General features: G+C 46.0%; 23 protein-coding genes and 8 pseudogenes. All 31 read right to left on the minus strand.

The window, feature by feature from the left end:
- Positions 1-43: 43 nt before the first annotated feature.
- Positions 44-1,083, minus strand: a pseudogene (locus tag ACMZI0_RS10305) (phage baseplate assembly protein).
- Positions 1,080-2,402: a DNA circularization protein gene (locus ACMZI0_RS10310; protein ID WP_415672864.1), complete on the minus strand. Its 1,323-nt coding sequence runs from the start codon at positions 2,400-2,402 to the stop codon at positions 1,080-1,082. The pseudogene ACMZI0_RS10305 and the gene ACMZI0_RS10310 overlap by 4 nt, the downstream one beginning before the upstream one ends.
- A 51-nt stretch (positions 2,403-2,453) precedes the next feature.
- Entirely contained in the window at positions 2,454-2,705 is a 252-nt protein-coding gene (locus ACMZI0_RS10315; RefSeq protein WP_415672865.1) for a hypothetical protein, read from the minus strand.
- Between the two features lie 20 nt (positions 2,706-2,725).
- Complete coding sequence (locus ACMZI0_RS10320; protein ID WP_415672866.1) at positions 2,726-2,962, minus strand: hypothetical protein; 237 nt, start codon at positions 2,960-2,962, stop codon at positions 2,726-2,728.
- A 21-nt stretch (positions 2,963-2,983) separates the two neighbouring features.
- Positions 2,984-4,867: a phage tail tape measure protein gene (locus ACMZI0_RS10325; protein ID WP_415672867.1), complete on the minus strand. Its 1,884-nt coding sequence runs from the start codon at positions 4,865-4,867 to the stop codon at positions 2,984-2,986.
- An 84-nt stretch (positions 4,868-4,951) separates the two neighbouring features.
- Positions 4,952-5,275, minus strand: a complete 324-nt coding sequence (locus ACMZI0_RS10330) for a phage tail assembly protein (RefSeq protein ID WP_037388042.1) — start codon at positions 5,273-5,275, stop codon at positions 4,952-4,954.
- Positions 5,272-5,637 carry a phage tail tube protein gene (locus tag ACMZI0_RS10335; protein WP_415672868.1) on the minus strand — a complete coding sequence of 122 codons (366 nt, stop codon included), beginning with the start codon at positions 5,635-5,637 and terminating at the stop codon, positions 5,272-5,274. Before ACMZI0_RS10335 ends, ACMZI0_RS10330 begins: the two co-directional genes overlap by 4 nt.
- A pseudogene (locus tag ACMZI0_RS10340) lies at positions 5,637-7,135 on the minus strand (phage tail sheath subtilisin-like domain-containing protein). The gene ACMZI0_RS10335 and the pseudogene ACMZI0_RS10340 overlap by 1 nt, the downstream one beginning before the upstream one ends.
- Positions 7,132-7,410 carry a DUF2635 domain-containing protein gene (locus ACMZI0_RS10345; RefSeq protein WP_415672869.1) on the minus strand — a complete coding sequence of 93 codons (279 nt, stop codon included), beginning with the start codon at positions 7,408-7,410 and terminating at the stop codon, positions 7,132-7,134. Before ACMZI0_RS10345 ends, ACMZI0_RS10340 begins: the two are co-directional and overlap by 4 nt.
- The gene (locus tag ACMZI0_RS10350; protein WP_415672870.1) at positions 7,407-7,946 is read right to left on the minus strand and encodes a hypothetical protein; all 540 of its coding nucleotides are present in this window, start codon (positions 7,944-7,946) and stop codon (positions 7,407-7,409) included. Before ACMZI0_RS10350 ends, ACMZI0_RS10345 begins: the two co-directional genes overlap by 4 nt.
- A pseudogene (locus ACMZI0_RS10355) lies at positions 7,936-8,468 on the minus strand (hypothetical protein). Before ACMZI0_RS10355 ends, ACMZI0_RS10350 begins: the two are co-directional and overlap by 11 nt.
- Entirely contained in the window at positions 8,455-8,838 is a 384-nt protein-coding gene (locus ACMZI0_RS10360; RefSeq protein ID WP_415672871.1) for a phage head closure protein, read from the minus strand. The pseudogene ACMZI0_RS10355 and the gene ACMZI0_RS10360 overlap by 14 nt, the downstream one beginning before the upstream one ends.
- Positions 8,835-9,152, minus strand: coding sequence for a head-tail connector protein (locus ACMZI0_RS10365; protein WP_415672872.1), 318 nt, complete (start codon positions 9,150-9,152; stop codon positions 8,835-8,837). The genes ACMZI0_RS10360 and ACMZI0_RS10365 overlap by 4 nt, the downstream gene beginning before the upstream one ends.
- 82 nt (positions 9,153-9,234) lie before the next feature.
- Positions 9,235-10,488: pseudogene (locus tag ACMZI0_RS10370) on the minus strand (phage major capsid protein).
- A gap of 12 nt (positions 10,489-10,500) precedes the next feature.
- Positions 10,501-11,308: pseudogene (locus tag ACMZI0_RS10375) on the minus strand (head maturation protease, ClpP-related).
- Positions 11,309-11,373: 65 nt separating this feature from the next.
- A pseudogene (locus tag ACMZI0_RS10380) lies at positions 11,374-12,701 on the minus strand (phage portal protein).
- Positions 12,701-14,449: pseudogene (locus ACMZI0_RS10385) on the minus strand (terminase large subunit). Before ACMZI0_RS10385 ends, ACMZI0_RS10380 begins: the two co-directional pseudogenes overlap by 1 nt.
- On the minus strand, positions 14,400-14,867 hold the full coding sequence (locus tag ACMZI0_RS10390) for a phage terminase small subunit P27 family (protein WP_415672873.1): 468 nt from the start codon (positions 14,865-14,867) through the stop codon (positions 14,400-14,402). Before ACMZI0_RS10390 ends, ACMZI0_RS10385 begins: the two are co-directional and overlap by 50 nt.
- A 152-nt stretch (positions 14,868-15,019) precedes the next feature.
- Positions 15,020-15,358 carry an HNH endonuclease signature motif containing protein gene (locus tag ACMZI0_RS10395; RefSeq protein WP_415672874.1) on the minus strand — a complete coding sequence of 113 codons (339 nt, stop codon included), beginning with the start codon at positions 15,356-15,358 and terminating at the stop codon, positions 15,020-15,022.
- An 8-nt stretch (positions 15,359-15,366) separates the two neighbouring features.
- The gene (locus ACMZI0_RS10400; protein WP_415672875.1) at positions 15,367-15,681 is read right to left on the minus strand and encodes a hypothetical protein; all 315 of its coding nucleotides are present in this window, start codon (positions 15,679-15,681) and stop codon (positions 15,367-15,369) included.
- Between the two features lies 1 nt (position 15,682).
- The gene (locus tag ACMZI0_RS10405; protein WP_415672876.1) at positions 15,683-15,886 is read right to left on the minus strand and encodes a DUF551 domain-containing protein; all 204 of its coding nucleotides are present in this window, start codon (positions 15,884-15,886) and stop codon (positions 15,683-15,685) included.
- Complete coding sequence (locus tag ACMZI0_RS10410; RefSeq protein WP_415672877.1) at positions 15,886-16,377, minus strand: lysis protein; 492 nt, start codon at positions 16,375-16,377, stop codon at positions 15,886-15,888. Before ACMZI0_RS10410 ends, ACMZI0_RS10405 begins: the two co-directional genes overlap by 1 nt.
- Positions 16,374-16,550 (minus strand): hypothetical protein, encoded by a 177-nt coding sequence (locus ACMZI0_RS10415; RefSeq protein ID WP_415672878.1) that lies wholly within the window; start codon positions 16,548-16,550, stop codon positions 16,374-16,376. The genes ACMZI0_RS10410 and ACMZI0_RS10415 overlap by 4 nt, the downstream gene beginning before the upstream one ends.
- A gap of 51 nt (positions 16,551-16,601) precedes the next feature.
- Positions 16,602-16,748: pseudogene (locus ACMZI0_RS10420) on the minus strand (Rha family transcriptional regulator); the annotation flags it as partial.
- Positions 16,749-16,911: 163 nt separating this feature from the next.
- Positions 16,912-17,409 carry a lysozyme gene (locus ACMZI0_RS10425; RefSeq protein WP_415672879.1) on the minus strand — a complete coding sequence of 166 codons (498 nt, stop codon included), beginning with the start codon at positions 17,407-17,409 and terminating at the stop codon, positions 16,912-16,914.
- Entirely contained in the window at positions 17,409-17,645 is a 237-nt protein-coding gene (locus ACMZI0_RS10430; protein ID WP_415672880.1) for a hypothetical protein, read from the minus strand. Before ACMZI0_RS10430 ends, ACMZI0_RS10425 begins: the two co-directional genes overlap by 1 nt.
- Positions 17,645-17,854: a phage holin family protein gene (locus tag ACMZI0_RS10435; RefSeq protein WP_415672881.1), complete on the minus strand. Its 210-nt coding sequence runs from the start codon at positions 17,852-17,854 to the stop codon at positions 17,645-17,647. Before ACMZI0_RS10435 ends, ACMZI0_RS10430 begins: the two co-directional genes overlap by 1 nt.
- Before the next feature lie 71 nt (positions 17,855-17,925).
- A complete protein-coding gene (locus ACMZI0_RS10440) occupies positions 17,926-18,576 on the minus strand; it encodes a site-specific DNA-methyltransferase (protein WP_415672882.1) in 651 nt (216 codons plus the stop codon).
- Positions 18,573-19,091 carry a DNA methyltransferase gene (locus ACMZI0_RS10445; RefSeq protein ID WP_415672883.1) on the minus strand — a complete coding sequence of 173 codons (519 nt, stop codon included), beginning with the start codon at positions 19,089-19,091 and terminating at the stop codon, positions 18,573-18,575. Before ACMZI0_RS10445 ends, ACMZI0_RS10440 begins: the two co-directional genes overlap by 4 nt.
- Positions 19,085-19,339 carry a RusA family crossover junction endodeoxyribonuclease gene (locus tag ACMZI0_RS10450; RefSeq protein ID WP_415672972.1) on the minus strand — a complete coding sequence of 85 codons (255 nt, stop codon included), beginning with the start codon at positions 19,337-19,339 and terminating at the stop codon, positions 19,085-19,087. The genes ACMZI0_RS10445 and ACMZI0_RS10450 overlap by 7 nt, the downstream gene beginning before the upstream one ends.
- Before the next feature lie 396 nt (positions 19,340-19,735).
- Positions 19,736-20,005, minus strand: coding sequence for a hypothetical protein (locus ACMZI0_RS10455; protein ID WP_415672884.1), 270 nt, complete (start codon positions 20,003-20,005; stop codon positions 19,736-19,738).
- Between the last annotated feature and the right edge of the window lie 10 nt (positions 20,006-20,015).

The following is a 20,015-nucleotide window of genomic DNA, read 5'->3' on the forward strand; positions in this document are numbered from 1 at the left end:
TGTGCAAATATTACGTTAAGTAAGCGGTAAAGAGAAATTTTCATCAATCCTCTTCATTTGGAGCTTTTAATTCCTCAAGCGGTGGGATATAGGCCGCTTCTGGCCCGACTCGCAATTCACATAACGTACCGCCTTCGTCCTGTGTATACACCACCTCACTGATAACCAGTTCACGGTTGTTAAAACCCAACACCGGATCAAAGACAATCACGCGTTGGTTAGGTTTCCACAAACTGCCGTCACCTTGCCGCCAGCCTTGTACCGTATAAGTGGTTTCTTCCGTTCTGGCTGCCCGCTGTTTGGCTTCAAATTCGCTACGTGCTTTACAGCTGGCCCCGGTTGCATTACCGGATTGTTGAATGTACTGCGGACGATAGCGCGTTATCTGGCTGTCTTTGGCTTTAGCACGAATGGCGGTTAATGTCGCTTCCCCGAAATCGTCATCATCACCCGATCGTTGACCCGCCACTTGATATTCAGAAAAACGTTCACGGATACTCTGTTCCGTATCACAGGTGAGAATATTTTCTCCCCAGACAAGCGCCGTTGTTGCACGATCATTGCCGACCGTGCCAATCAATAGATTGCCGTCTTCATCATCCCAGGCGAGCGCCTGTTGGCTTCCTAGCGCTTTGTTTAGTGTTTCCCCATAATCAGCCTGAAAAACCTGTAGCAACGTTTGGGGGGCTTTTTGGCTAATGACCTTAATACCAAAGGGTTTTGTCAGTTCTGACGCTATTTGATAAAGCGTTTTCCCCGTAAATACAGTCGAGTTGGCGGCGCAATCAAATCGGCTGTCTTACTCCGGCTACTAATGCCAACCTGGATACGCTTAGCGTCATAGCGTATCGGGGTTGCTTCAATCCAGCCGGTTAAGACTTTATCCTGACCCATCAGGACTCCGACAAGTTCACCTTTTTTAATTCTGGGCTGTAACGGTACACTTCCCGATTCACCGGGCCACTGACGGGTAATTTCCACATTGAAATCGCGTGAGAGTCGTTCTATGCCAGCCGAAATTTGGACGCGCGTCCAGCCGCCCCATTCGCGCCCGTTGACACGCAATATCACGTAATCACTCATCTTGCAGGTACTCTCAAGGGTTTAACCGGCATAAAGCCAGGATGATTAACGGCATTTCGGCTGGTGATATCGGTTTCTCGTGCGGCATTGTCATACCAGTTGGCCGCCAGAACTAGGGCGGGTAGCACCGTTTCTGGTGTTCGGGTAACCGTTTTTTCAACTTGTGCCAGTCGTGTTGCAATATCTCGGTTGACATCGGTTTTTAACTGCTGCAAGTCAAGAAACAGCGCATCATCTAGCGTTAATGTTTGTTCGTGCTCGATGGCTTGATTCAATGTTTCTCTCAAAGCAATCAAGGAATCCCATGTGACTACCGCTATCCTTTCAGTTGTGCTATCTGTCGTAGATGAAACAGCATGTAAGGCGGGGTGGGATAGATTGACGTGTATCTGACGTTTTCCACGTTGATTAACCGGTAACATGGCAGTACGTGGCGGTGGCAATTGTGTTAGTCGCCAGGTTGCCTCATGGATCGCCGTCGTACGCAACAAAGCCGCAATACGATTACTGTGCCTACGTTCAGCCTGTACACTTGGTCTATCGCTTTTCCAGACTCCACGCGGGGCTAAATCATGCCCTAGCGTGATCCCCGATAGTGTCTTGATTTTCTGCGCCAGCATAGAGACATCTTGTACAGTACGTCTGCCCGAACGCCACATACGTTGTATCGCTTCGACCAGGTTTTTACCGGATGAGCCGGGCTTTAAGATCACTGAAATATCGCCATGCAGTAGCCTTGACGCGGCCGTAATGCCGCTATCGATAGTGTCAAAGGCTTTGGTGATATGGCTGATCATGGATTTAGCCTGATTCAACACGCCATCCTGAGTAAAATCTGCCAAACCTTTCAACCCCAGATCAGCAAAAACAGCCCCAATACGATCATTAAGCGCAGAACTGGAAGAAATCAGTGTATGACTCGTGGCGATACCCGCAGTAGGGAAAGACAATTCGCCAGCTTCTACCACACTAAAACTGACGCGGCACATGCGGCCTTCTCGTCCACTGTGGCTCACTCTCACTTCACCGTCAATACAAACGGCGATTTCGCCGTAGTAGGGATGAACCAGTGTCCCCGGCCCCGGCGTATCAATAGCCACTATCAGCCGATCTCTGGCCTCGAAAAAATCATCACCGACCAGATACGCGCTGATGCTAAAGCGTCGGGTTGCACGCCCAAGATCTTCAGTATACGGCTTATCCCGATTGGGGTATTCGTGAACCTGTACCCGCCGCCCCAATGTGCCTTCATCGTCTTCCACCTGAAACGGCACACCGCGAAAAGATGCTGGTCGTAGTTTATCTTTCCATACCGTCATCTAAACCTCGAAACTTAAATAAATTTAATTTTAATAATAAAAGTCATTTCTTTACCAAGGCTTATGTTTTAGTTCAACGGCGCGAAGTTTTTCCATCACATAATTAAAATAATTATCCGCATCGGCTTTATTATTAAATGGGAATCGATAAAATTCACCTCTAATGTTTAATGAAATCTCGCAAGGATTGTTGGGATTTAATTTGTTTGGATAGTTTTTGTCTATACAAGGCATTTTAGCCAATCTGACAATCACATCTTCAATTTTATTGTCTTTAGGGCATTTTAATCTAAAAAATTCCATGGTAGCCTACCTCTTTTCGTTTACTTGGGCGATAAATCGATGGCTTCTAATTTATTGGCAAGGTAATCAAAATAATCATCACGCTCCCTGATGGTTTTAAAGGACTTTCTTTCAGTAAAGATTAATATTTGAGGAACATCTAAGCTGATTACTTTCTGTATTGTTCCTATAGCCTCAAAATTAATCCCTATCGTTTTCGTTGGTTCGTAGGCGTTTCCATTATCGTAATTATCAATGTCTATTGTTAAAAAACTCATATGACTTCTCCTTTGTTTTACTCACTGTTTGGAAAATCGGTTATAGCCGACATCGTAACTCAGCCAGGGTAGGGCATTGCCAACCGGGGCGACACGCATACCTGGCGGGGTATTTTCAAAGATAAGCCTGACTTCACCGTCTCGTGGCTCAGTTTTGCTGAATGAATCCAGGGTATTTTTTGAGTCTTCCTTAAATTGCCACTGCCCCGTGTCATCTTTAACCAGGTGACTATTGCCTATGATTGAACTGCCAAACTCGCCCCAATCCCGCGCTGTCCGGAGGTTTTGAAACCATTCATTCCCCCCAAATACTGCATTAAGACCCTTGTCGACAATCGGTTCAACGTCCATCGCAACCGCACCAATAATCCCCGCTTTTCCGAGTAAACCTTTGATACCCGATGGACTATTTTTGGCTAATGTTTTCATCTCACGAGTGACATTCCGAATCGATTTCACCATATCGACCGACCATTTTGTCGCAACAAAAACGAGAATGCCTGCAAGTACGGTTTCCCAACCGCCTATTGCCTGAATAACGCCATCAATATCACGCCAGACCGATTTAACAATCGGGCTGATCGTTTCCCAGTTTTCGACGATAAGTCCACCGCTTATTACCATTAAGGTGACCAACTTACCTAGCGTCGACATTTTCATCACACTGTTAAAAACCCTGAAAGCACGGGTGACAACACCGACTACTGTCGCTGTTCCCAACAGATAAAGACCCCACTTGGCGAAGGATTTAATCAGTTCTGGATTGGTTTTTACCCAGTGGCGAAATTGCTCAATCAATGGTTGAACTTTCTTTGTCATTTCGACAATAGTGGGTAAAAAAATTGACCCGATGCTGACACTTGCAATATGCATCTGATTTTTAAACAGTTGTATTGCATTTGCGGTAGTGGCTGCACGAGTAGCATATTCCTTTTGCATAGAACCGCCATACTTTTGTTTATCGGCGACTCTATCCAGGTTAACTTCCAGTAATTCAAGGTTGGTGAGCAGCGGCGCAATTGCCCCAAGGGATTCAGAACCAAACAAATCATTTAATAATGCGGCCTGATCTTTTTTAGGGACTTTTTCAATGGCTTTCAGCACCATCAACATTGCCCATTTCGCGTCTTTCTGCATCTGTGCTGCCAGTTTTTTGGGGCTGATTTTTAAGGTGTGTAGCGCTATTTTTTGCGATTTTGTCGCTGATTTCCCTTTTGTTAACGCTAGCATAAAGTTTTTAATGCCGGTTGCCGCCACGTCTGACTCAACCCCCATCCCAGCAATGGTCGCGCCAAGTGCGGCAATCTCACCGGAGGCAAGACCCGCCACTTCACCCAGCGGGCCAATACGGGTCACAATTTCAGAGATTTTGGCGGCATTAGCTGGCCCGTTATTGCCAAGGTAGTTTATTTTATCGGCAAGCGAGACGACATCATTTTGCGTCAACCGAAATGCAGTCCGCCACTGTGCCATCATCTGCCCGGATTGCTCAGCCGTCTGGTCAAAAGCAACACCCATTTTTACGGCTGATTCCGCAAAAGACATCAGTTCTTCTTTTGCTATTCCAGCCTGACCGCCTGCGGCCACAATCTGTCCAATACCGTCTGCGGCCATCGGCAATTCTGTCGATAGCTTAAGAATATCTTCCGACATCTGTTTAAACTGCTCAGGCGTATCAAAATCAACCACCTTACGGACATCGGCCATCATCGACTCAAAGTCTATCGCCTGCTTGATAGGGCCAGCCATTGCGGTAACAATCCCCGCCCCTAATGCCGCCGCGCCTGCCATTCTCGCGCTAAACTCTTTTTTGAAGGTCTTCATTTCACTCCGCATCCCCTTTAGCGGGGCGGAGAGTTTATCAACGGCAGTGATAATTGCTTTTAACTCAATACTGTTAGCCACCGTGCTGCTCCTCGTTGATGCGAACAGCCTCCGCTTCCAGATCAAAGAACTGGCTTAGCGGATGCTGGCGTAATTCAAGGGGATTTAGTCGCCAGAACCAGGCAACGTTATAGAATCGTCGTCTGAGACTGCCAGGTTCTGGGCACCGGTAAAAAAACCCACGATGATCATCGAGGCGACAAACACATCATGTAGCGCTAGCTGTTGTGCGGAGGAACGGGGTATCCCCGTCAGTTCAGGAAGATAAGACAGTGCTGAACGCGTATCCAGCCGCATATCGCCTCGTTCAGAGTAACTAAAAGGAATGCCGTATTTTTCAACCTGATCAAACGTGGGTTCCTGAATTTCCAGGACGGTGACTTTGTTATTGTGTACCTGAATCGGCTTACTAAGTGCTATTGATTTCATTGATAAAATCCTTCGTCTCCGTGAAATTCCATCTCGACCGTGCTTTCGTCAGCATTATGTGAAGATTCGCCGGATAGCCACGCGCCAGACAACATATAGACCATACCGTTAGCTAATTCAGCAGTAATGGTCATTTCATCTGCTGTGGTCAGTTTTTGGATGGGGAAACTTCGCTCAACTTTAAATTCTGCCTTGATATAAGGCGCACGATGCGTTTCCTTGTAATGCGCACTGCCATCAATACCCACCAGGTCTTCCCGGATAACCGTATTCATCGGCACTTGCACACTGCCATTCAGTGAGAATTGTTGACCATCCACCTTAAAATAGCAGGTCCCACCTATTTTTCTTTTACCCACCATTACACCACCTCGCCATTGTTATATTGCAGCCTGAATTGATTCGCCAACGCAAATACCCGCAGTTGATTGATATAATCCGCAGGAAAGACCACATCAATTCGATTTGGATCTTTTGTATTTCGTTCTACTATCAGATTTTTACTAAAGGCATCGAGATTTTCGACAATACCTTCTTTTTCCAGCTGACGATAAACAGCACAGAGTTCACCCTTGATCACCGCTGGCGTAACAATCGCTTGACCTGCCCCGAATCGGGTACCGTCACCGGCCAGTTTTTGCCGCCCGTACTTGCTGGTGATCACCGATTTCAATCGACGCAAAAGGTAAGCGCTGGTATAGAGTGTTTCACTATCCAGATAGCTATTATCGGCCACCCCGTAACTGTTTTTCTGGTAGGTCGTCACATCGCGCTGAATGCGTAATACACCGCTTTCTACATTGACGGTGGCGATACCGTGTGAGAGGAGGGATTGCTGCTCTGTCAAGGTGAAGCGCTTGCCCGACGGTGCGGGTAATACCCCGTTTAACTCGCCAGTGTGGGTCGGTCTCGCCGGATCATTGCGCAAAAATATCGCACAACGTGCCAGTCGTGCCGCTACTAGTTCATCAAGCGCGGTTTGGATTGCGGGTTCGTATCCGGCGATGCTGAGATGCGGATCATTGAACGTGTCGCCAAAAGCGACCAGTTCGCCGACTGTCCTTTTTTTGGCGGTATAAACATGGCCGTATAACTGCTGATAAGGACTCCAGCGTCCATTCGTGTCGTTCATCTCCGCACTCATCTTTTGTAGGGGGGCAGCATCGGAGAAAGGCAGGCCAATGAAATCGAATAATAAGTCACCCATCGCACTGATAACGCTATCCATATCAGGGGAGCCAGTGCCACCACGCATTGGCGTAATAGTGATATTCAGGCCAGGTGGTGTGCTTTCACCGCCGGTTAGCGAATAATAGTTCATCATCAACGGAATATCGTTGCCGGTTAACCCTTTATGTTTTGCCGTCAAGGTAATTTTCTCAGCCACAATCGTCGCGGTGACGGGCAAGTCCTGGTTATCATTAATGGCTTTGCCAAGGGCGACTGCAACCGTATTCGCGGTATCCGATTTCTTGACGGCAGCTAAAATACGCTGATTGCCGATATACAGTGTGACGACGCTGGAATCGGTTGCTGTGCCGCTAATGGCAATCTCGCCTGTTGCGTCAGTGCCAGCCGTTTCAGTACGGCAATGACAAACAGTTCACCGACAGCATCAATCCGGCGATACGCTTGCACCATGCGGTGCAACTGGCTGCCCCGACCGGCTAATTGTTGCATCATTTCTGCCGAGGGCATAATCATCGGTGAGTTCAAGGTCATTTGTGCGTCAGGGAGTGCATGACCAATCAACAGTGCAGGGCCACTGACTTGCATCGTGTTAGCGGCACTGTTATCCATTTCTGGATAAAACCCAGGCACACGAAGATTAGCATTCACGGTATTAAAGCTAATGGTCATTCCTGAGTCTCCTCTTTCGCTTTTTTTAGTTTTGTTTTTGCGGTATCAGTCGTCTCTTGATCGATCGTAAGAGGGGGATTGTCGGATTCAATCACTTCTTCAATATCATCGTCCTGTTTTCTTTTGATCCAAAAAAGCGTTTTTTGCACATGCAAACCTTCTTCGGGAAGATAGTCACCAAAATACTCTTTGGTATCGCGCATATATTGCGGAATAGGCGCTTTTCGCCCGTGCTTGGGTTTTATAAAAACAATTTCTGGTTGTGTACCCATCATTTTATATTCATCTCCAAATGCGAGTTTACGCTGCTTGATTGTCCGTTTAGATCAATAGCAACGGTATGCAAATCGGGTAAATTGTTCAGGTCAGCATAGTGGCGAGTATCTTCGGCGTTGATTTCTGTTTCAGTATTAAATTTAAACAGGTAGTGATATTCGGCGCGGTTTGAATCCGCTTCCTCTGCACCCGCATAATTAATCGCACCACAACCCGGATCTGGCTGCCAACCGAGTAATGCCCGCCAGATTTCAGACCTGACTTCATTTAATGTGTCGACAGAGGGGTATTGTCCCTTTTGATTACGTGCATTATTTAAAATCACCACGACATAAAAACTTTCGGTTAATGATTGCCAATAATCCGTTTGTGACCGTTGTTCACCGACAACATCTTCTCCCGGAATAACGTAAGCCGCGGGTAAAGTCAGCTTTCCGCAATCGGGTAAATCCTCATATTGAGAGACACTGCCCACTCTGTTTTCAAAACGGGGGCAGAAGGTTCGTAATGCCGCAATAATTGGACTAAGTTTCATGATTTTTTCCTTTCCTTCGCTCTGCCCGCAGTGATTGACGCAGTGCTTTCTTTAGCGTGTAGCTCGTCCAACTTTTCAGCCGCGTTAACGTGGCGACCATGTAATTTTGACGTTTCTCAATACGCCAACCACCGCGTTGGTGGTGACGTTTTGTCGTTTGTGCTGTTTAGACATGCCGCGAGAAGCGCTACGTACCCCGTAATGCAGAAAAATAGGATAAAAATCGCCTTCAATCGGTTTACTGCCGACACCGCGTTTCTGATTGGGGGCGATCTTAACCATTAACCCGGGTCGCCGTGAGGAAGCGCGAGGGACGTAGTAACCGATAGATCGGGCTAATCGTCCGGTTTGCCATCGTGGGGTTTCACCGGGTCGTGAACGGCCACCCCGCTTCATCAGTCGACGACGTACTGCTTTCAGATGCATTTGACCGACTTTCACAAAAGCACGACGAATCCTTGCGCGATTAAAGACAAATTCTTTGGGTTGATGAAAATCAATATGGAGATTATCCAAAATCATTTCCTCTTTCTGGTTGACTGCTCATTTCTTCACAGGAAAAAGACAGAAAACGACCCGCACTGTTGATATCAGTAACGCCCCGTATGATGTAGACGACACCGTTAATCAGTGCTTGATCACTTGAGTAAAGCGATTGTCTGTATCTCACAATGATTTTATGCGTGACGGTTTTGTTGATTTGAAAAGAATGGATGCGAAGTGTGTCACTCACAGGGATCAATTTTCCCCAGACGGTATGCTCGTCTTGATTTGCTGCCTGTATCCCGCTACCGCCTATCGGTTCATCCTGTCGCGTATAAAATAAAACGCGCTTATTTAACTCCCCTGGTTCTGGGAAACGAGAATAAGCTCTACTATAATACGGTTTCATAGCCCACTCAGCCTATAGTCATCCACCAGAAACCTAAAGACAGGAAACGTAGACAATTGCTCAAGATCGGCTACTGCACTGCGCTGCTCATATAAACTCGTCACCAATAGCAACATGCCCTGAATAATCGCCGCATTGATAACCAGGCCGTTAGGGTCAGTTTTAGGCACGGATTCTTTGTATAGATTACGGTTAAGATGTGCGATGGTTTTTTGCTCTACGGCGGCGATATAACTATCAAGCAGCACATCTTCACTGTTATCGTCTAATTCAATCCTGCATTGTCGCTTGACTTGTGCTTTGTTAATAAACATGTTGGTTTATTTCCAGTAAAAAATGGCCTACATCCGTAGGCCACCCTGTTTAACTTGATGATTACCCACCATTATTACCTGACTAACCACTTTTCCCAGCACCTCCTGCATTTGACGGAGTGGAAGGCGAGACCTCGATCTTGGTTAAATCACCTTTGATAAACGCTTCAGGGCGGTAAACCGCGAGCGCCAGACGCTCTTCGCAACGAATCGAAATCATATTCTTTTCAAAATCATCGGTATTCTCGGTACTGATCACCACGTTTGCTTCTTCACGGTCAAACAGTTGAGCACCTACACTGAATGCACCCACCAGGAATTTGTCTTTAAATTCAGCGGATTCTGTGACGACGACGGGTAATCCCCACAATGTCGGCGTAGCCAGGCCTGCCGGATTGGAGAAGAGATAACTCCCCAGCGTATCCTTGATCAGTTCAATCTGTGCCCAATTGGTAAAGTGCAACACATGGCCTGTCGCGGGGATCCGTGCCAGTTGCGCTTGTAGCATGGCAAGCCGCAGATCATCAATCGCGGTTCGATGCGATGGTTTTAATTCCACTTTGAATGCGGTGGCCTGAGTAAAGATCCCGTGCAGGTTTGAACCGGTACCGTCACCGAAGAGAAGTTGCTGCTCTTCAACGTATTTCAGGCCATAACGTAGCTCCATGTCGATAAGGGAGGCCAGTTGCGAAAAATCATCCAAAATTTGCTTGGATGCCTTAAACATATGGGCAATCGTGCGAACAGGTACTGTGGCTTCTTCAAATTCAATCGTGCTATAGGGCTTGGCGGTATTTTCCGCGACTAGCTTGGCATTATTGGTGAATCCTTTCTGCTTTACGTAATAAATCGTGTTACTTTACGTCCTGCCACTGGCAAGCAAATCACGAATAAACAATCGTTGCTTCGGCTTGGTTAAGATGTCTGATTGACGGTCTGGCGCGACAATCGTTCCTGTGACATCCGATGAAATGAGTGCGGCGTTAATCGGCGCTATCACCCGTTTACTGGATTCCATGCCCGAGCCTAAAGCCTGTACTACCTCCATGCCAACCACCTGTTGCCCGATAGAGTTCACCACGTTCAGCGCATTGGCGATCGGCATTTGGGCAATATGTTGTTCAACTTCGCCGACTTGGGCTTTCAGGGTTTTTTCTGCTTCGCGTAAGGCGTTCAGTTCAACCGCCATTTTATCAACGGCCGCTTTGGTTTCTGCGGAAAGCTCACCCGATTTTTGCGCTTCCTTCAGGGCTCTCTCTGCCTGGGCGCTATATTTGCTGCTGGCTTCTTCAATAGAAGCCGTTACTTTCTTAAACATTTCATTAATATCAGACATATTGTCTCCAATTTAATGGGGTATCGACACCAGACGACGCAAGGCATTATCCAGTTGTGTCAAGGTCTCGGAAGAAACATCATGGGTAGCGCACAGCGTACCGTGAGAGGGAGTGATAGCGCTCGGCATATCACCCCGTAAAGCTTTAAACAATCGTCGCCGTTCAGCTCGAGGCGTATTGACTTTCGCCAACAGTGCATCCAGTTTTCTCAGTGCGGCGGTGGGCGAATCGTTATCCTGTTGTGTGCTATCAGCGGGCAGGAATGTATCAGCAAAACCTTTCTCTTACCGCTTCTCCGCCATGAATCCAGGTTTCATTATCCATCATCGCGGTGATTGTTTTTTCATCCATGCCGGTTCTGGCGACGTAAATATCCCGCATGGCAAAATCAAATGGCGCCATTTTTTCCGCAATTTCGGCAAAATCATGTCTATTGCCGACTGCCAGACCCCAAGTGTTGTGGATCATCAAGAAAGCACTGCGCCCGATTTGTATCTCATCACCTGACATGGCAATGATTGAAGCCGCAGAGGCCGCTAACCCCAATATTTTCACGGTCACTTTGCCAGCATATTCACGTAGTTGATTGAAGATAGTCAGCCCTTCAAACAGATCGCCACCCGGCGAATTGATATTGACGGTGATATCTTTACCTTCCAGTGAACGCAATATTGCGCCAATCCGTTTAGCGGTGATCCCTTCGCCTGCCCAATCCTGCCCAATCGTCTCAAATATCGATAACGTATTATCATCCTGGCTTGATGCCCTGATGCCGCTGTTCCATTTTGCTAATGCTGACGGTGAAATTTCACTGGTCATTTTCGGACAGGGAAAAACCGCCGGTAATACCGGAAGTGTATTTTTTTCATCGGGAAAAACTCCAGTTATTCTGTTTCTTGCTGGCTGCCAGTCGGGTGATAAGAAGGGGATTTTTCAGGAAATAACCAGGCATTTAGCGCAGCTCGTGCTTTTTCGCCGTCATTCTCCTGCCCCAGTTGATCGAGGGGCGTTAGGTTCAACTGAACGGTATACAGGTCTCCGCCATCAATCGGCGGCAGATTTTCCAGTCTCCTCACATCATTGCGACTCATCCAGCCATTTTGTAAGCAGTAGTGTAATAGGCCGCTCGACCCGTGCTATCGGTTCTGAGCAGTCCTTCAACAGAAAATTCCGCAAAATAATCATCGTCATTATCCAGCAGACAGCGGGCGATTTCCTGTTCAATATTCACCAGTAATGGCCGTAATGTATTGGTCAAGAAAATCAGATTCATCCCTTCCACGCTAGAAGCCCAACTGCTTTGTTTAGTGATGTGACCGACCATAAACGGTGGAACACGATACCAGCGGCAGATTTCTTCGACGCTATGATCACGGCTTTCTAGCATTTGTGAGGTTTGTGGATCAAGGGTGATACCATTAAACTTCATTCCGGCTTCTAGCAGCATGACTTTTCCGGTATTTTCCGATCCTGAAAATCGCTCAAGCTCTTTATTAAACGTTTCTCGTTGCTCCTTGCTGAGTAATTTGTCGAAAGTGACAAAACCTGATGCCGCCATGCCTTTCTGGAAATACCGCGCTGCCGTTGTTTCGAGCGACATCGCGGAGCCAAACACCTCACGACCCGTTTTCAACGGCATCATGCCGCAAATGCCGTCTAATCCGAAACCGCGTATGTGCATCATGTCATTATCTGCAATAACTCGCGGTTTTAATACGGAATAATCCGGTTTGCTGTCGTTGGTATAGTGGTATTCCAGTCGCCCGTTATCACGCCGTTTAACGGTGATGTTTTGGGGTAATAGTGGGACGAGGGAGACCAGACGCTGACCGACCTTCTTTTTTTCAACAAATGCATTACTGCGTAAACACAAGCTGGCAACAATCATTTGGATAAAACGCGAAGGTGTCATTTCCAGGTTAGGACGACGACACAGGACAGGATAAGCAGGGTGTTGCTGTGCGAGGCTGCGTGAGCCATCCGACTCACGGTGATACAGTTTGAGCGGTAACGTGGATATCGATTCACTCAACAGACGAACACAAGCCCAGACCGCAGAGAGTTGCAGGGCTTTATCCGTTGTCACCACTTGTCCGCTCTTACTCTGGCTATAGTCATGAAACGATGACAGCGTATCCGTTAAATTCTGTGGCACCCCTAGCCAGTTGAGCACCGCGCTTTTAATTTTGCCGGGAGATTTATGTTTTTTCACTACAGCCCTACCATAATCGGATTCGTTAAAAAGCTGTCAAGATCGCCGGTTTCTTCCTCAACACCCTCGGCGGCCCCTATTGCCATCGCCAGTGCTACCACACCGTCAATACGTCCGTTACTGCGGCGTTTGCTAAAAACACGATTGCCGTTTTTATCTTCTTCAATAACGGTATTCGCGGCGTTCCAGCGTAGGCAGGGGTTAAAATCAATGCGTAATTCGCCACCGAGAAGACGCAGCTCAAACAATTCAATTGATCTTGGCATCCAAAGTCCTGATTGTTTCGATTTGCCGAAGCCTTGTCCGTGAGGCGTTAATACCGTATTCACACCTTCGTTTTCCAGTTCTAGCCTTAAATAATCAATATGATACGCATCGTGGGCAATACGATTGAGGGTATATCGTGCGGATAATTCCGCTATCCGTTGGGCAACAAAGCCCAGATTAATCGCATTCCCTGGCGGTGCGTTAAGATAACCGTTTCTTAACCAGGCATCGTAAGGCACTCTATTCACCCTGGCACGCTCCAGTAAGGTGTCTTTCGGTGTCCAGAACTCGACATAAGCCACTTTCTCTTCCGGCCAATAAAGCGCCAGCGCCGTTAAATCCTGCTTGCCGGATAAATCCAGGCCACCGTAGCAGGGTGAGTTTGCCAGCGCCCCTAAATCCAGCGAGGTTTCCTCACAAGCCATCCAGCTATCACTATTAATCCAGGGATTCTCGGCATCGACCCATTGACAGAAATTAAGACGACGAACTAGACTCTCTTTGGCTGGCATACCGCGGGCTTGCGTGACTTGCTCCTGTAGATAGCGTTCGCTGAACGTATGTCCTAATGAGGGATTCGCTTTTTTCCAACAACCGCTATCTTTAAAGGGGTCATCGCCTTCGTCCAGCGAACAAATAAAGCCGAAAAAGCTCTCATCCTCCACAGTCCCTTCTGCCACCTTGCGCCCGTACTCGTGATAGTCGTAGCACACACTGGTTTTGTTATGGCCGCTATTGGTGATCATGAAAATCAATGCCTGTTGGCGACCTTTTGTACCCGCCCGCATCATTTCAACGACCTGATTACTTTTGTGTTCGTGAATTTCGTCAATCAAGGCACAGTGAGGACGAGGGCCGGATTGCCCATCATCGGCACTGATAGGCCGGAAAAAAGCACTGGCTTGTAAAAATGCAAGATTCCACTCCTTACCCGCCCCACCGGATTTCTGGATCCGTTCGGCCAGCTTTGGCGATTGGTCTACCATAGCGACTGCGTCACGAAACAGGATCATCGCCTGGTCTTTTTTGGTGGCAGCGGCGTAGACTTCGGCTCGCGCTTCATTATCGGCAACCAGGCAATATAGCCCTATCCCCGCCGCCAGTGGCGATTTTCCCGATCCTTTTCCTGCTTCAACGTATGCCATCCGAAAACGGCGTTGTCCTTCGTTGTTTAGCCAGCCAAAAAGGGAGCCAACGATAAAACACTGCTAAGGTAGTAAATTAAACGGCTTGCCTTCATAGATACCGCCGTTCAATTTCAATACGTTGGAAAAAAAACGAATAGCACGCTGAGCTGCCGATAAATTCCACACGATACCGCGGGTATTCACCGTGGCTAAATCCCGCAAGTGACGCTGACAGGCGTGACGAATATCGGGGCCGGCAAGCTCATTGCCTGAAACAACCTCGGTTGCATAGTGGGTGGCTAAATCAGTTACCGAAGAATTCGTCGAGTTCGTCAGGTTCTTTTTCCGTATCATGCGTTTTAACCTTTGTTCTTGCCGCGGGTGTTAAGCCAAATTCAACCAGATAGCTTTTAAAGCGTTTATCCGCATCCGACAGCATGGAAACAGCGGGATTGGCCTTGATTAATACTCCGTTCTGAGAATGCACCTCAAATGTTTCACCATTGCTCTGTATCATGGCGCGATACCGTAGGATCTCATCGTAAATATCACAAAGCCGTTCCAAAGCAAAAGCATCAGCAATGGTTAACACGCTCATACTATTGAGTAGTATAGTAAGCCGTTCCCAAGTTTTTTTTGCGTTATTGGATAAGTGTGTTGGGGGAGGGACTGAATAGGGTGGTGGTGTAGGCTCAGCGCTATTGAGCGGTCTTCTGCCAGGATTACCGGTAATTAATTTTAATGCGGTCGGTTTTGGGCGTCTTCCTGCCATAAATCCATCCTTTTATTTGAACTGTTACAAAAAAAATTTACATTTCAATTTTATACGAGATAATGAGACGGGTTTTCATTTCGCGACTGTGCGTACAAAGGGGGACCTCGGGTCAGGAAGCCCTTTTTACGGGAACTTTTAGCCCACCCTCCCTATTTATTTTGTTGATACCAGTGACTATTGGGATTACTCGGCATCCCGGTCTCATCACAGCCATAGCCTTTGTTACCTTTCTCCATCCGTTGCTTGGTTGTGTTGTGATGCTGAACACAGAGTGGCTGCCAGTTATTTTCATCCCAGAATAGTTTTTTGGCTATCTTCAATTCTTCTGTCGTCTTAGCGAAATGCAGACGGTGCGGTACGATATGATCAACCACGGTTGCCGGATTTATGAAGTTATTGGCTTGACACATGGCACATAAAGGATGTTTGGCAAGAAATGCCCGGCGCGCTTTATCCCAGCGAGAATCGTAGAGTGTGGTTTTCTTCATTTGGTATTTTAATTCACTGGTCTATTATTAAATAATATTCGCAATTCTTTTTGAATATTATTGATACAATCAGAATCAATACTTGTACAAAAAGTGTGTTTCGATTCACTCTTATTGCTTGCTCTGTATTTTTCTAGAGGAAGTATTTTTAAGTGTTTTACTCTCGATGCTGGAATAATACATTCTTTCTTTTCAAGCGTGATAAAGCTTAAGAAATCATACGTTATTGTTGGCGCACACATCGACAGATATTCTTCTGGCGTATCAGTATCTTTGAAAAAGACTTGAATTGCATGAAAACCAATAGCCCTATATTTTCCCATGTTATTTATCCTCTATTGGCTGCTTAGGCAGCGGCATCCAGTGGCTAGCGGCACATGTTTTCTGAATTCCCTGGCAACAATCGGCATAGTGAAACTGAGAATTACCCAGATAAATACCGACCAAATACGCTTTTCTATCATCTTTATAAATCAATACCTTATCGTCAATCTCTGGCATGTATACACGACAATCAATCCAGTTCATTACTTTTGATTTTCCTGTTTATTCGACAAAACCACCTGCCGTATATAATCCTGCAAGCCATTTATTTGTTGCTCGGCAATTTCAATTCTATGTCGGAGGGTGAAATAATTTCGTTGAGCGGTGTCTGTAAGTCTGGCGCGGGTTGCATCATCCATGCTGGAGGATGTGGTATTGGCGGACACATTGGAACAGGTTGCTTTGGAACAGGTTGCTTTGATGTGCAACCGACTACGGCTAGCAGCCACATCGTGCTCAAGCTGGGCAATAAGATTCTTATCATGTTCAAGCTCTTTTGTGTGTTGTGTGTCCAGCGCAGTGACAGTTTGTATCTGCCGATTTAGCTGTTCAAAGGCAACCTGTTGTTTTTCTCTATCCGATACGGCAATCTTCCGTGCTTTTTCAGCATCATAATACAACGTGCGATAATGCAAGGTTGCGCCAAGCATTGAGGCCAGTAGCGAAGCGATAATGAGAGGAATTTTCCAGTTCATTTTTCTACACAATACGCTATACCGTTAATCGCCCTTACTGTTTCAAAATTTAACTCAAATACTTCTTTCGCTTTTTCGCAACGCGCTTTTGATGAAAATTCCTGACTACTCACCGAGGCAAAATCAGTTTCTGAAAAAGGAGCCGCATACATAGCAAAAATTAATATCCACATGGAGTCATCCTCATTTTGTTTTAATTTGAGGCTGGTATTAGTGTGCCACTACAGCTTCCGATATTTCTTACAAGGGAACACCAAGCCTTCACTTTTTGCTTTTAACGCACGGCCATCATTAATGTAGTCGACCATTTCAAGGCTACTCATGGTAGGTTTTTTTGATACAGGTAGTACTACAACATTTGAATATTGCATTGCGTTTTCCTTTTGAAATGAACCGTTGCCGCACAGGAAATCAGTCCATCGAGGCTCGCCAGCACTAACCGACTTCCTCAAAGGCTCATTTCAAATGGTTCAGGTTCGATGTGATTCTTTACGCAGCGGGGCGTATAGAAAAGCCTTGAACGATAACCAAGGCTCATTGAGTTGGATTGATTAGTGCATTTGGATTTAAACAAATTTCCCGTTCTACCTCCCTGCGGTTAATCAGCCCGTTTGATACCTTTCCTTCATCGTATTTCCATCGGCGCATCTGGTCACAAGCGCCTTGAATATCTCCGGCGTTCAACTTTTTAAGCAGCGTTGAATTGGCAAATGCCCCACTGCCGATGTTGTAAACAAATGAAGTCAAAGCGGCTTTCTGCAAATCGGTAAGCTGAACAGTGACATAACGTTCAACTGTGGCACGTGCTACCTGCAAATCCTGCTTCATCAACTCCTTGCATTCTTCTTCGCTATAAATTTCCCCTGGCGTAACGTCCTTGCCGGTATGACCGTGACAGACAGTGAGCACGCCGCCGCCATCACGATAGGGCTTATAGCGCTTACCTTCGTGCCACTGCACCAAGACGGCAGCAAGTGCTAATACGCCGCCTGCCGTAACTGTTATCAATCGTTTACGAAGTTCGGGAGACATTATAGTAAACTGTTCGGTAGTTCAGCCCAGTATTGGTACATATCGGGCGTGAACGTTTCATACTGACCGTTATCCCAACCCTGAAAGTAGAGAAAATCCCCACTTTCCGCAATAACACTGACCACGACATTGTAATATGCTGCATTATTGGTAATAAGATACCGCTCAGCCTTTGATAACTTGCTGGGGTTTTCGTTTGAAGGATGTAAGTTAAGTTTTAATTCCTTGCTCATCATCACGTCCTCTTTATTGTTATTATTTTTTCATGTTTCGTCTTAAAACAGTATTCTTTGTGCCGGTAGTACCAGTTGAGGCCAACGGTCAACACTGAACAGATAATACCCGTAACCAGCGCCCATTCACTAAGCGATAGCGCACCGCATAGAAACGTCGTAGCGCTGGCACCATAGGCCGTGCCCGTTGTGTATTTTTCAATATTATTCATAGATAGCTTTATTTATTTTCGAGTGTTTGAATAATGGGGTATGTTTCTTCTGAGGGAAGGGTAGCGCTTCGTCAAAAAATCATACCTTTGTTATTGATTTGAGGAATAAGATTTTCTATTTCTTTTTTAGTCTGCAAAAATCTATCTGTTTCTAACTCCACGCCGATAGCTTGCCGACCTAATTGAATTGCGGCTTTCACCGTTGATCCTGATCCCATAAAGAAATCCGCTACAGTATGTTTCGGCTTGCTACTGGCGTTAATAATGTGCTCAAGCAATGCTGCTGGTTTTTCACAAGGATGTTTACCGGGATAGTATAGTACGGGTGGAAAGTTCCACACATCGGTATACGGCACGTCTTTGGTGATAGAAAAAGGTCGGCGCAAGTTTTCATATTGTCGCTTAAGTTCGTCATAGCTTTTCATCAGTTCACAGTAATCACGCTGAAGTTCGTCGTGCGTGAAACTCAGTTGATGGTGACTTTTGGAGAGAGACGACGCTAATTTTTTCTCTGCTGCTTTTTGCGAAAAGAATTGTTGCAAACGTTCATACTGTGTTTCGTTCGGTAGCTGCCACTGAGAATACGAGAACCAATGCCGGTGCATATAGCTTCCCATATACTGTTCAATTTCTTTGCCCGTGATATTGAGTTGATTTTTTGCGGTGATGAAATATTCAATCAGTGGAGCGAACACTTCGCCTTTTAACTCAGCACATTTCAATGCATAGCCAGCGTCATTTTTTGCTGTACCCTCTGCCCGTACTGCTCTGCAAACAATATTCGCTCGGTGCTGGGGAAAAATGAGCGGAGCGTATCTTTCTTCTGTCGCCGCCGCGGGCCAAACGGTTTAGCCCAAATAATGTGATTTAACACCCTCATGTGGTTTCTTAGCATAATTTCGGTATCTGCTGCTAATACCGCGCTACAAAACAGATAGAGACTGCCGTTTGGCTTTAATATCCGCTGGAATTCAACAAGGTAATCATTTAGCCACGCTAGATATTGCTCGGTTGTTTTCCACTGCCTGTCCCATGCACAGGACTTAACACGGTAGTATGGTGGATCAATCACGATAAGATCGATGGAATTATCTAACAGTGTTTTGATATATGGCAACGAGTCTCCGCTAACCAATATTGGTTGGTTTGAAAAAGTCATCGTTGTTACCTTAGATTTTAAATGTGATTGACCTTGTTGGTGTATTGATGATTTTTTCAGACAGCGACGATTTAACAATATTCATCAATAATGACGACACACTTGCCGCCTTTTACACCGCCGTTGTTATCCATCTTCTCAACGGTCATCACGCGAACTTGGCTATCATCGTGCCAAATATCCGCCCCAGTTAAAGAATCGAGTACGCCTTTAGAATAATTATCTACGTCACGCTTTCTCTTGTCAGGCTGATATAGCCGCATAAATACGGACACTGCACCTTCAAATTTTTGATAGTCAGATTTCTGGCGCATCTCGTTGACAATTTTTGTTGTTGTTGCTTTAAATTATTTTGCTTTATCACTTAGGTAAGTTCGTTTTGAGTTATGTCGCCAATAGGTATTAACGCTAGGTGGAAAGGGAGCTCGATAATCACGCTTAGTCCATGCTAACACTCTTTATCTTGCGGTTAGTTTTTAAATCACAGTAGGATTTTATATAACGGAGAGTTCCAAACTTTGTTAATCATGCAGCGTGGCGTGGGTTGTTTATTTCGGCGCTCTTCCAACTTAACCGATACATCCCAAGGTTTGGGGTCAGTATTCAGTGTTTTCTCAACATGATAGCCCTTCTCCGTGTATTGCTTAACCAGCCTATTGGCTTGTTGTGTGCTAATGGCTTCATGTCGAAACCAGCTTTTTTTTGAATGTGTCATCTGAGTTTTACGACCTAAAATAACAATCGCCATTTTTTATGCGGCACTTTCCAGAAAGAGGCCAAGTATCTTGCATTTTTTGAGTTGAAGTGCCAAATGTTCCTGTATCTTTATTGGCTTCGATATAATGACTTGCGTATTCTGTGAAAGAGATTTTTTCGTTTAACCTAAACCAGTGGGCGATGAGGATTAACATACGTGCAAGACTCTCTACATCGACTTCACTCTCACAAGAATAAGTAAAACGTTTTAAGGCTTCCCTTTCGTCATAATTCATCGATTGCAGA

This window comes from Symbiopectobacterium sp. (assembly GCF_047692315.1).
Taxonomy (GTDB): domain Bacteria; phylum Pseudomonadota; class Gammaproteobacteria; order Enterobacterales; family Enterobacteriaceae; genus Symbiopectobacterium.

What these genes read in the sequence shown, in the direction of transcription:
- ACMZI0_RS10310 (WP_415672864.1), bottom strand. Translation starts at nt 2,402, where the DNA reads ATGACGGTATGGAAAGATAAACTACGACCAGCATCTTTTCGCGGTGTG.
- ACMZI0_RS10315 (WP_415672865.1), bottom strand. Translation starts at nt 2,705, where the DNA reads ATGGAATTTTTTAGATTAAAATGCCCTAAAGACAATAAAATTGAAGAT.
- ACMZI0_RS10320 (WP_415672866.1), bottom strand. Translation starts at nt 2,962, where the DNA reads ATGAGTTTTTTAACAATAGACATTGATAATTACGATAATGGAAACGCC.
- ACMZI0_RS10330 (WP_037388042.1), bottom strand. Translation starts at nt 5,275, where the DNA reads ATGAAATCAATAGCACTTAGTAAGCCGATTCAGGTACACAATAACAAA.
- ACMZI0_RS10335 (WP_415672868.1), bottom strand. Translation starts at nt 5,637, where the DNA reads ATGGTGGGTAAAAGAAAAATAGGTGGGACCTGCTATTTTAAGGTGGAT.
- ACMZI0_RS10345 (WP_415672869.1), bottom strand. Translation starts at nt 7,410, where the DNA reads ATGATGGGTACACAACCAGAAATTGTTTTTATAAAACCCAAGCACGGG.
- ACMZI0_RS10350 (WP_415672870.1), bottom strand. Translation starts at nt 7,946, where the DNA reads ATGAAACTTAGTCCAATTATTGCGGCATTACGAACCTTCTGCCCCCGT.
- ACMZI0_RS10360 (WP_415672871.1), bottom strand. Translation starts at nt 8,838, where the DNA reads ATGAAACCGTATTATAGTAGAGCTTATTCTCGTTTCCCAGAACCAGGG.
- ACMZI0_RS10365 (WP_415672872.1), bottom strand. Translation starts at nt 9,152, where the DNA reads ATGTTTATTAACAAAGCACAAGTCAAGCGACAATGCAGGATTGAATTA.
- ACMZI0_RS10390 (WP_415672873.1), bottom strand. Translation starts at nt 14,867, where the DNA reads ATGGCAGGAAGACGCCCAAAACCGACCGCATTAAAATTAATTACCGGT.
- ACMZI0_RS10395 (WP_415672874.1), bottom strand. Translation starts at nt 15,358, where the DNA reads ATGAAGAAAACCACACTCTACGATTCTCGCTGGGATAAAGCGCGCCGG.
- ACMZI0_RS10400 (WP_415672875.1), bottom strand. Translation starts at nt 15,681, where the DNA reads ATGGGAAAATATAGGGCTATTGGTTTTCATGCAATTCAAGTCTTTTTC.
- ACMZI0_RS10405 (WP_415672876.1), bottom strand. Translation starts at nt 15,886, where the DNA reads ATGAACTGGATTGATTGTCGTGTATACATGCCAGAGATTGACGATAAG.
- ACMZI0_RS10410 (WP_415672877.1), bottom strand. Translation starts at nt 16,377, where the DNA reads ATGAACTGGAAAATTCCTCTCATTATCGCTTCGCTACTGGCCTCAATG.
- ACMZI0_RS10415 (WP_415672878.1), bottom strand. Translation starts at nt 16,550, where the DNA reads ATGTGGATATTAATTTTTGCTATGTATGCGGCTCCTTTTTCAGAAACT.
- ACMZI0_RS10425 (WP_415672879.1), bottom strand. Translation starts at nt 17,409, where the DNA reads ATGTCTCCCGAACTTCGTAAACGATTGATAACAGTTACGGCAGGCGGC.
- ACMZI0_RS10430 (WP_415672880.1), bottom strand. Translation starts at nt 17,645, where the DNA reads ATGATGAGCAAGGAATTAAAACTTAACTTACATCCTTCAAACGAAAAC.
- ACMZI0_RS10435 (WP_415672881.1), bottom strand. Translation starts at nt 17,854, where the DNA reads ATGAATAATATTGAAAAATACACAACGGGCACGGCCTATGGTGCCAGC.
- ACMZI0_RS10455 (WP_415672884.1), bottom strand. Translation starts at nt 20,005, where the DNA reads ATGAATTATGACGAAAGGGAAGCCTTAAAACGTTTTACTTATTCTTGT.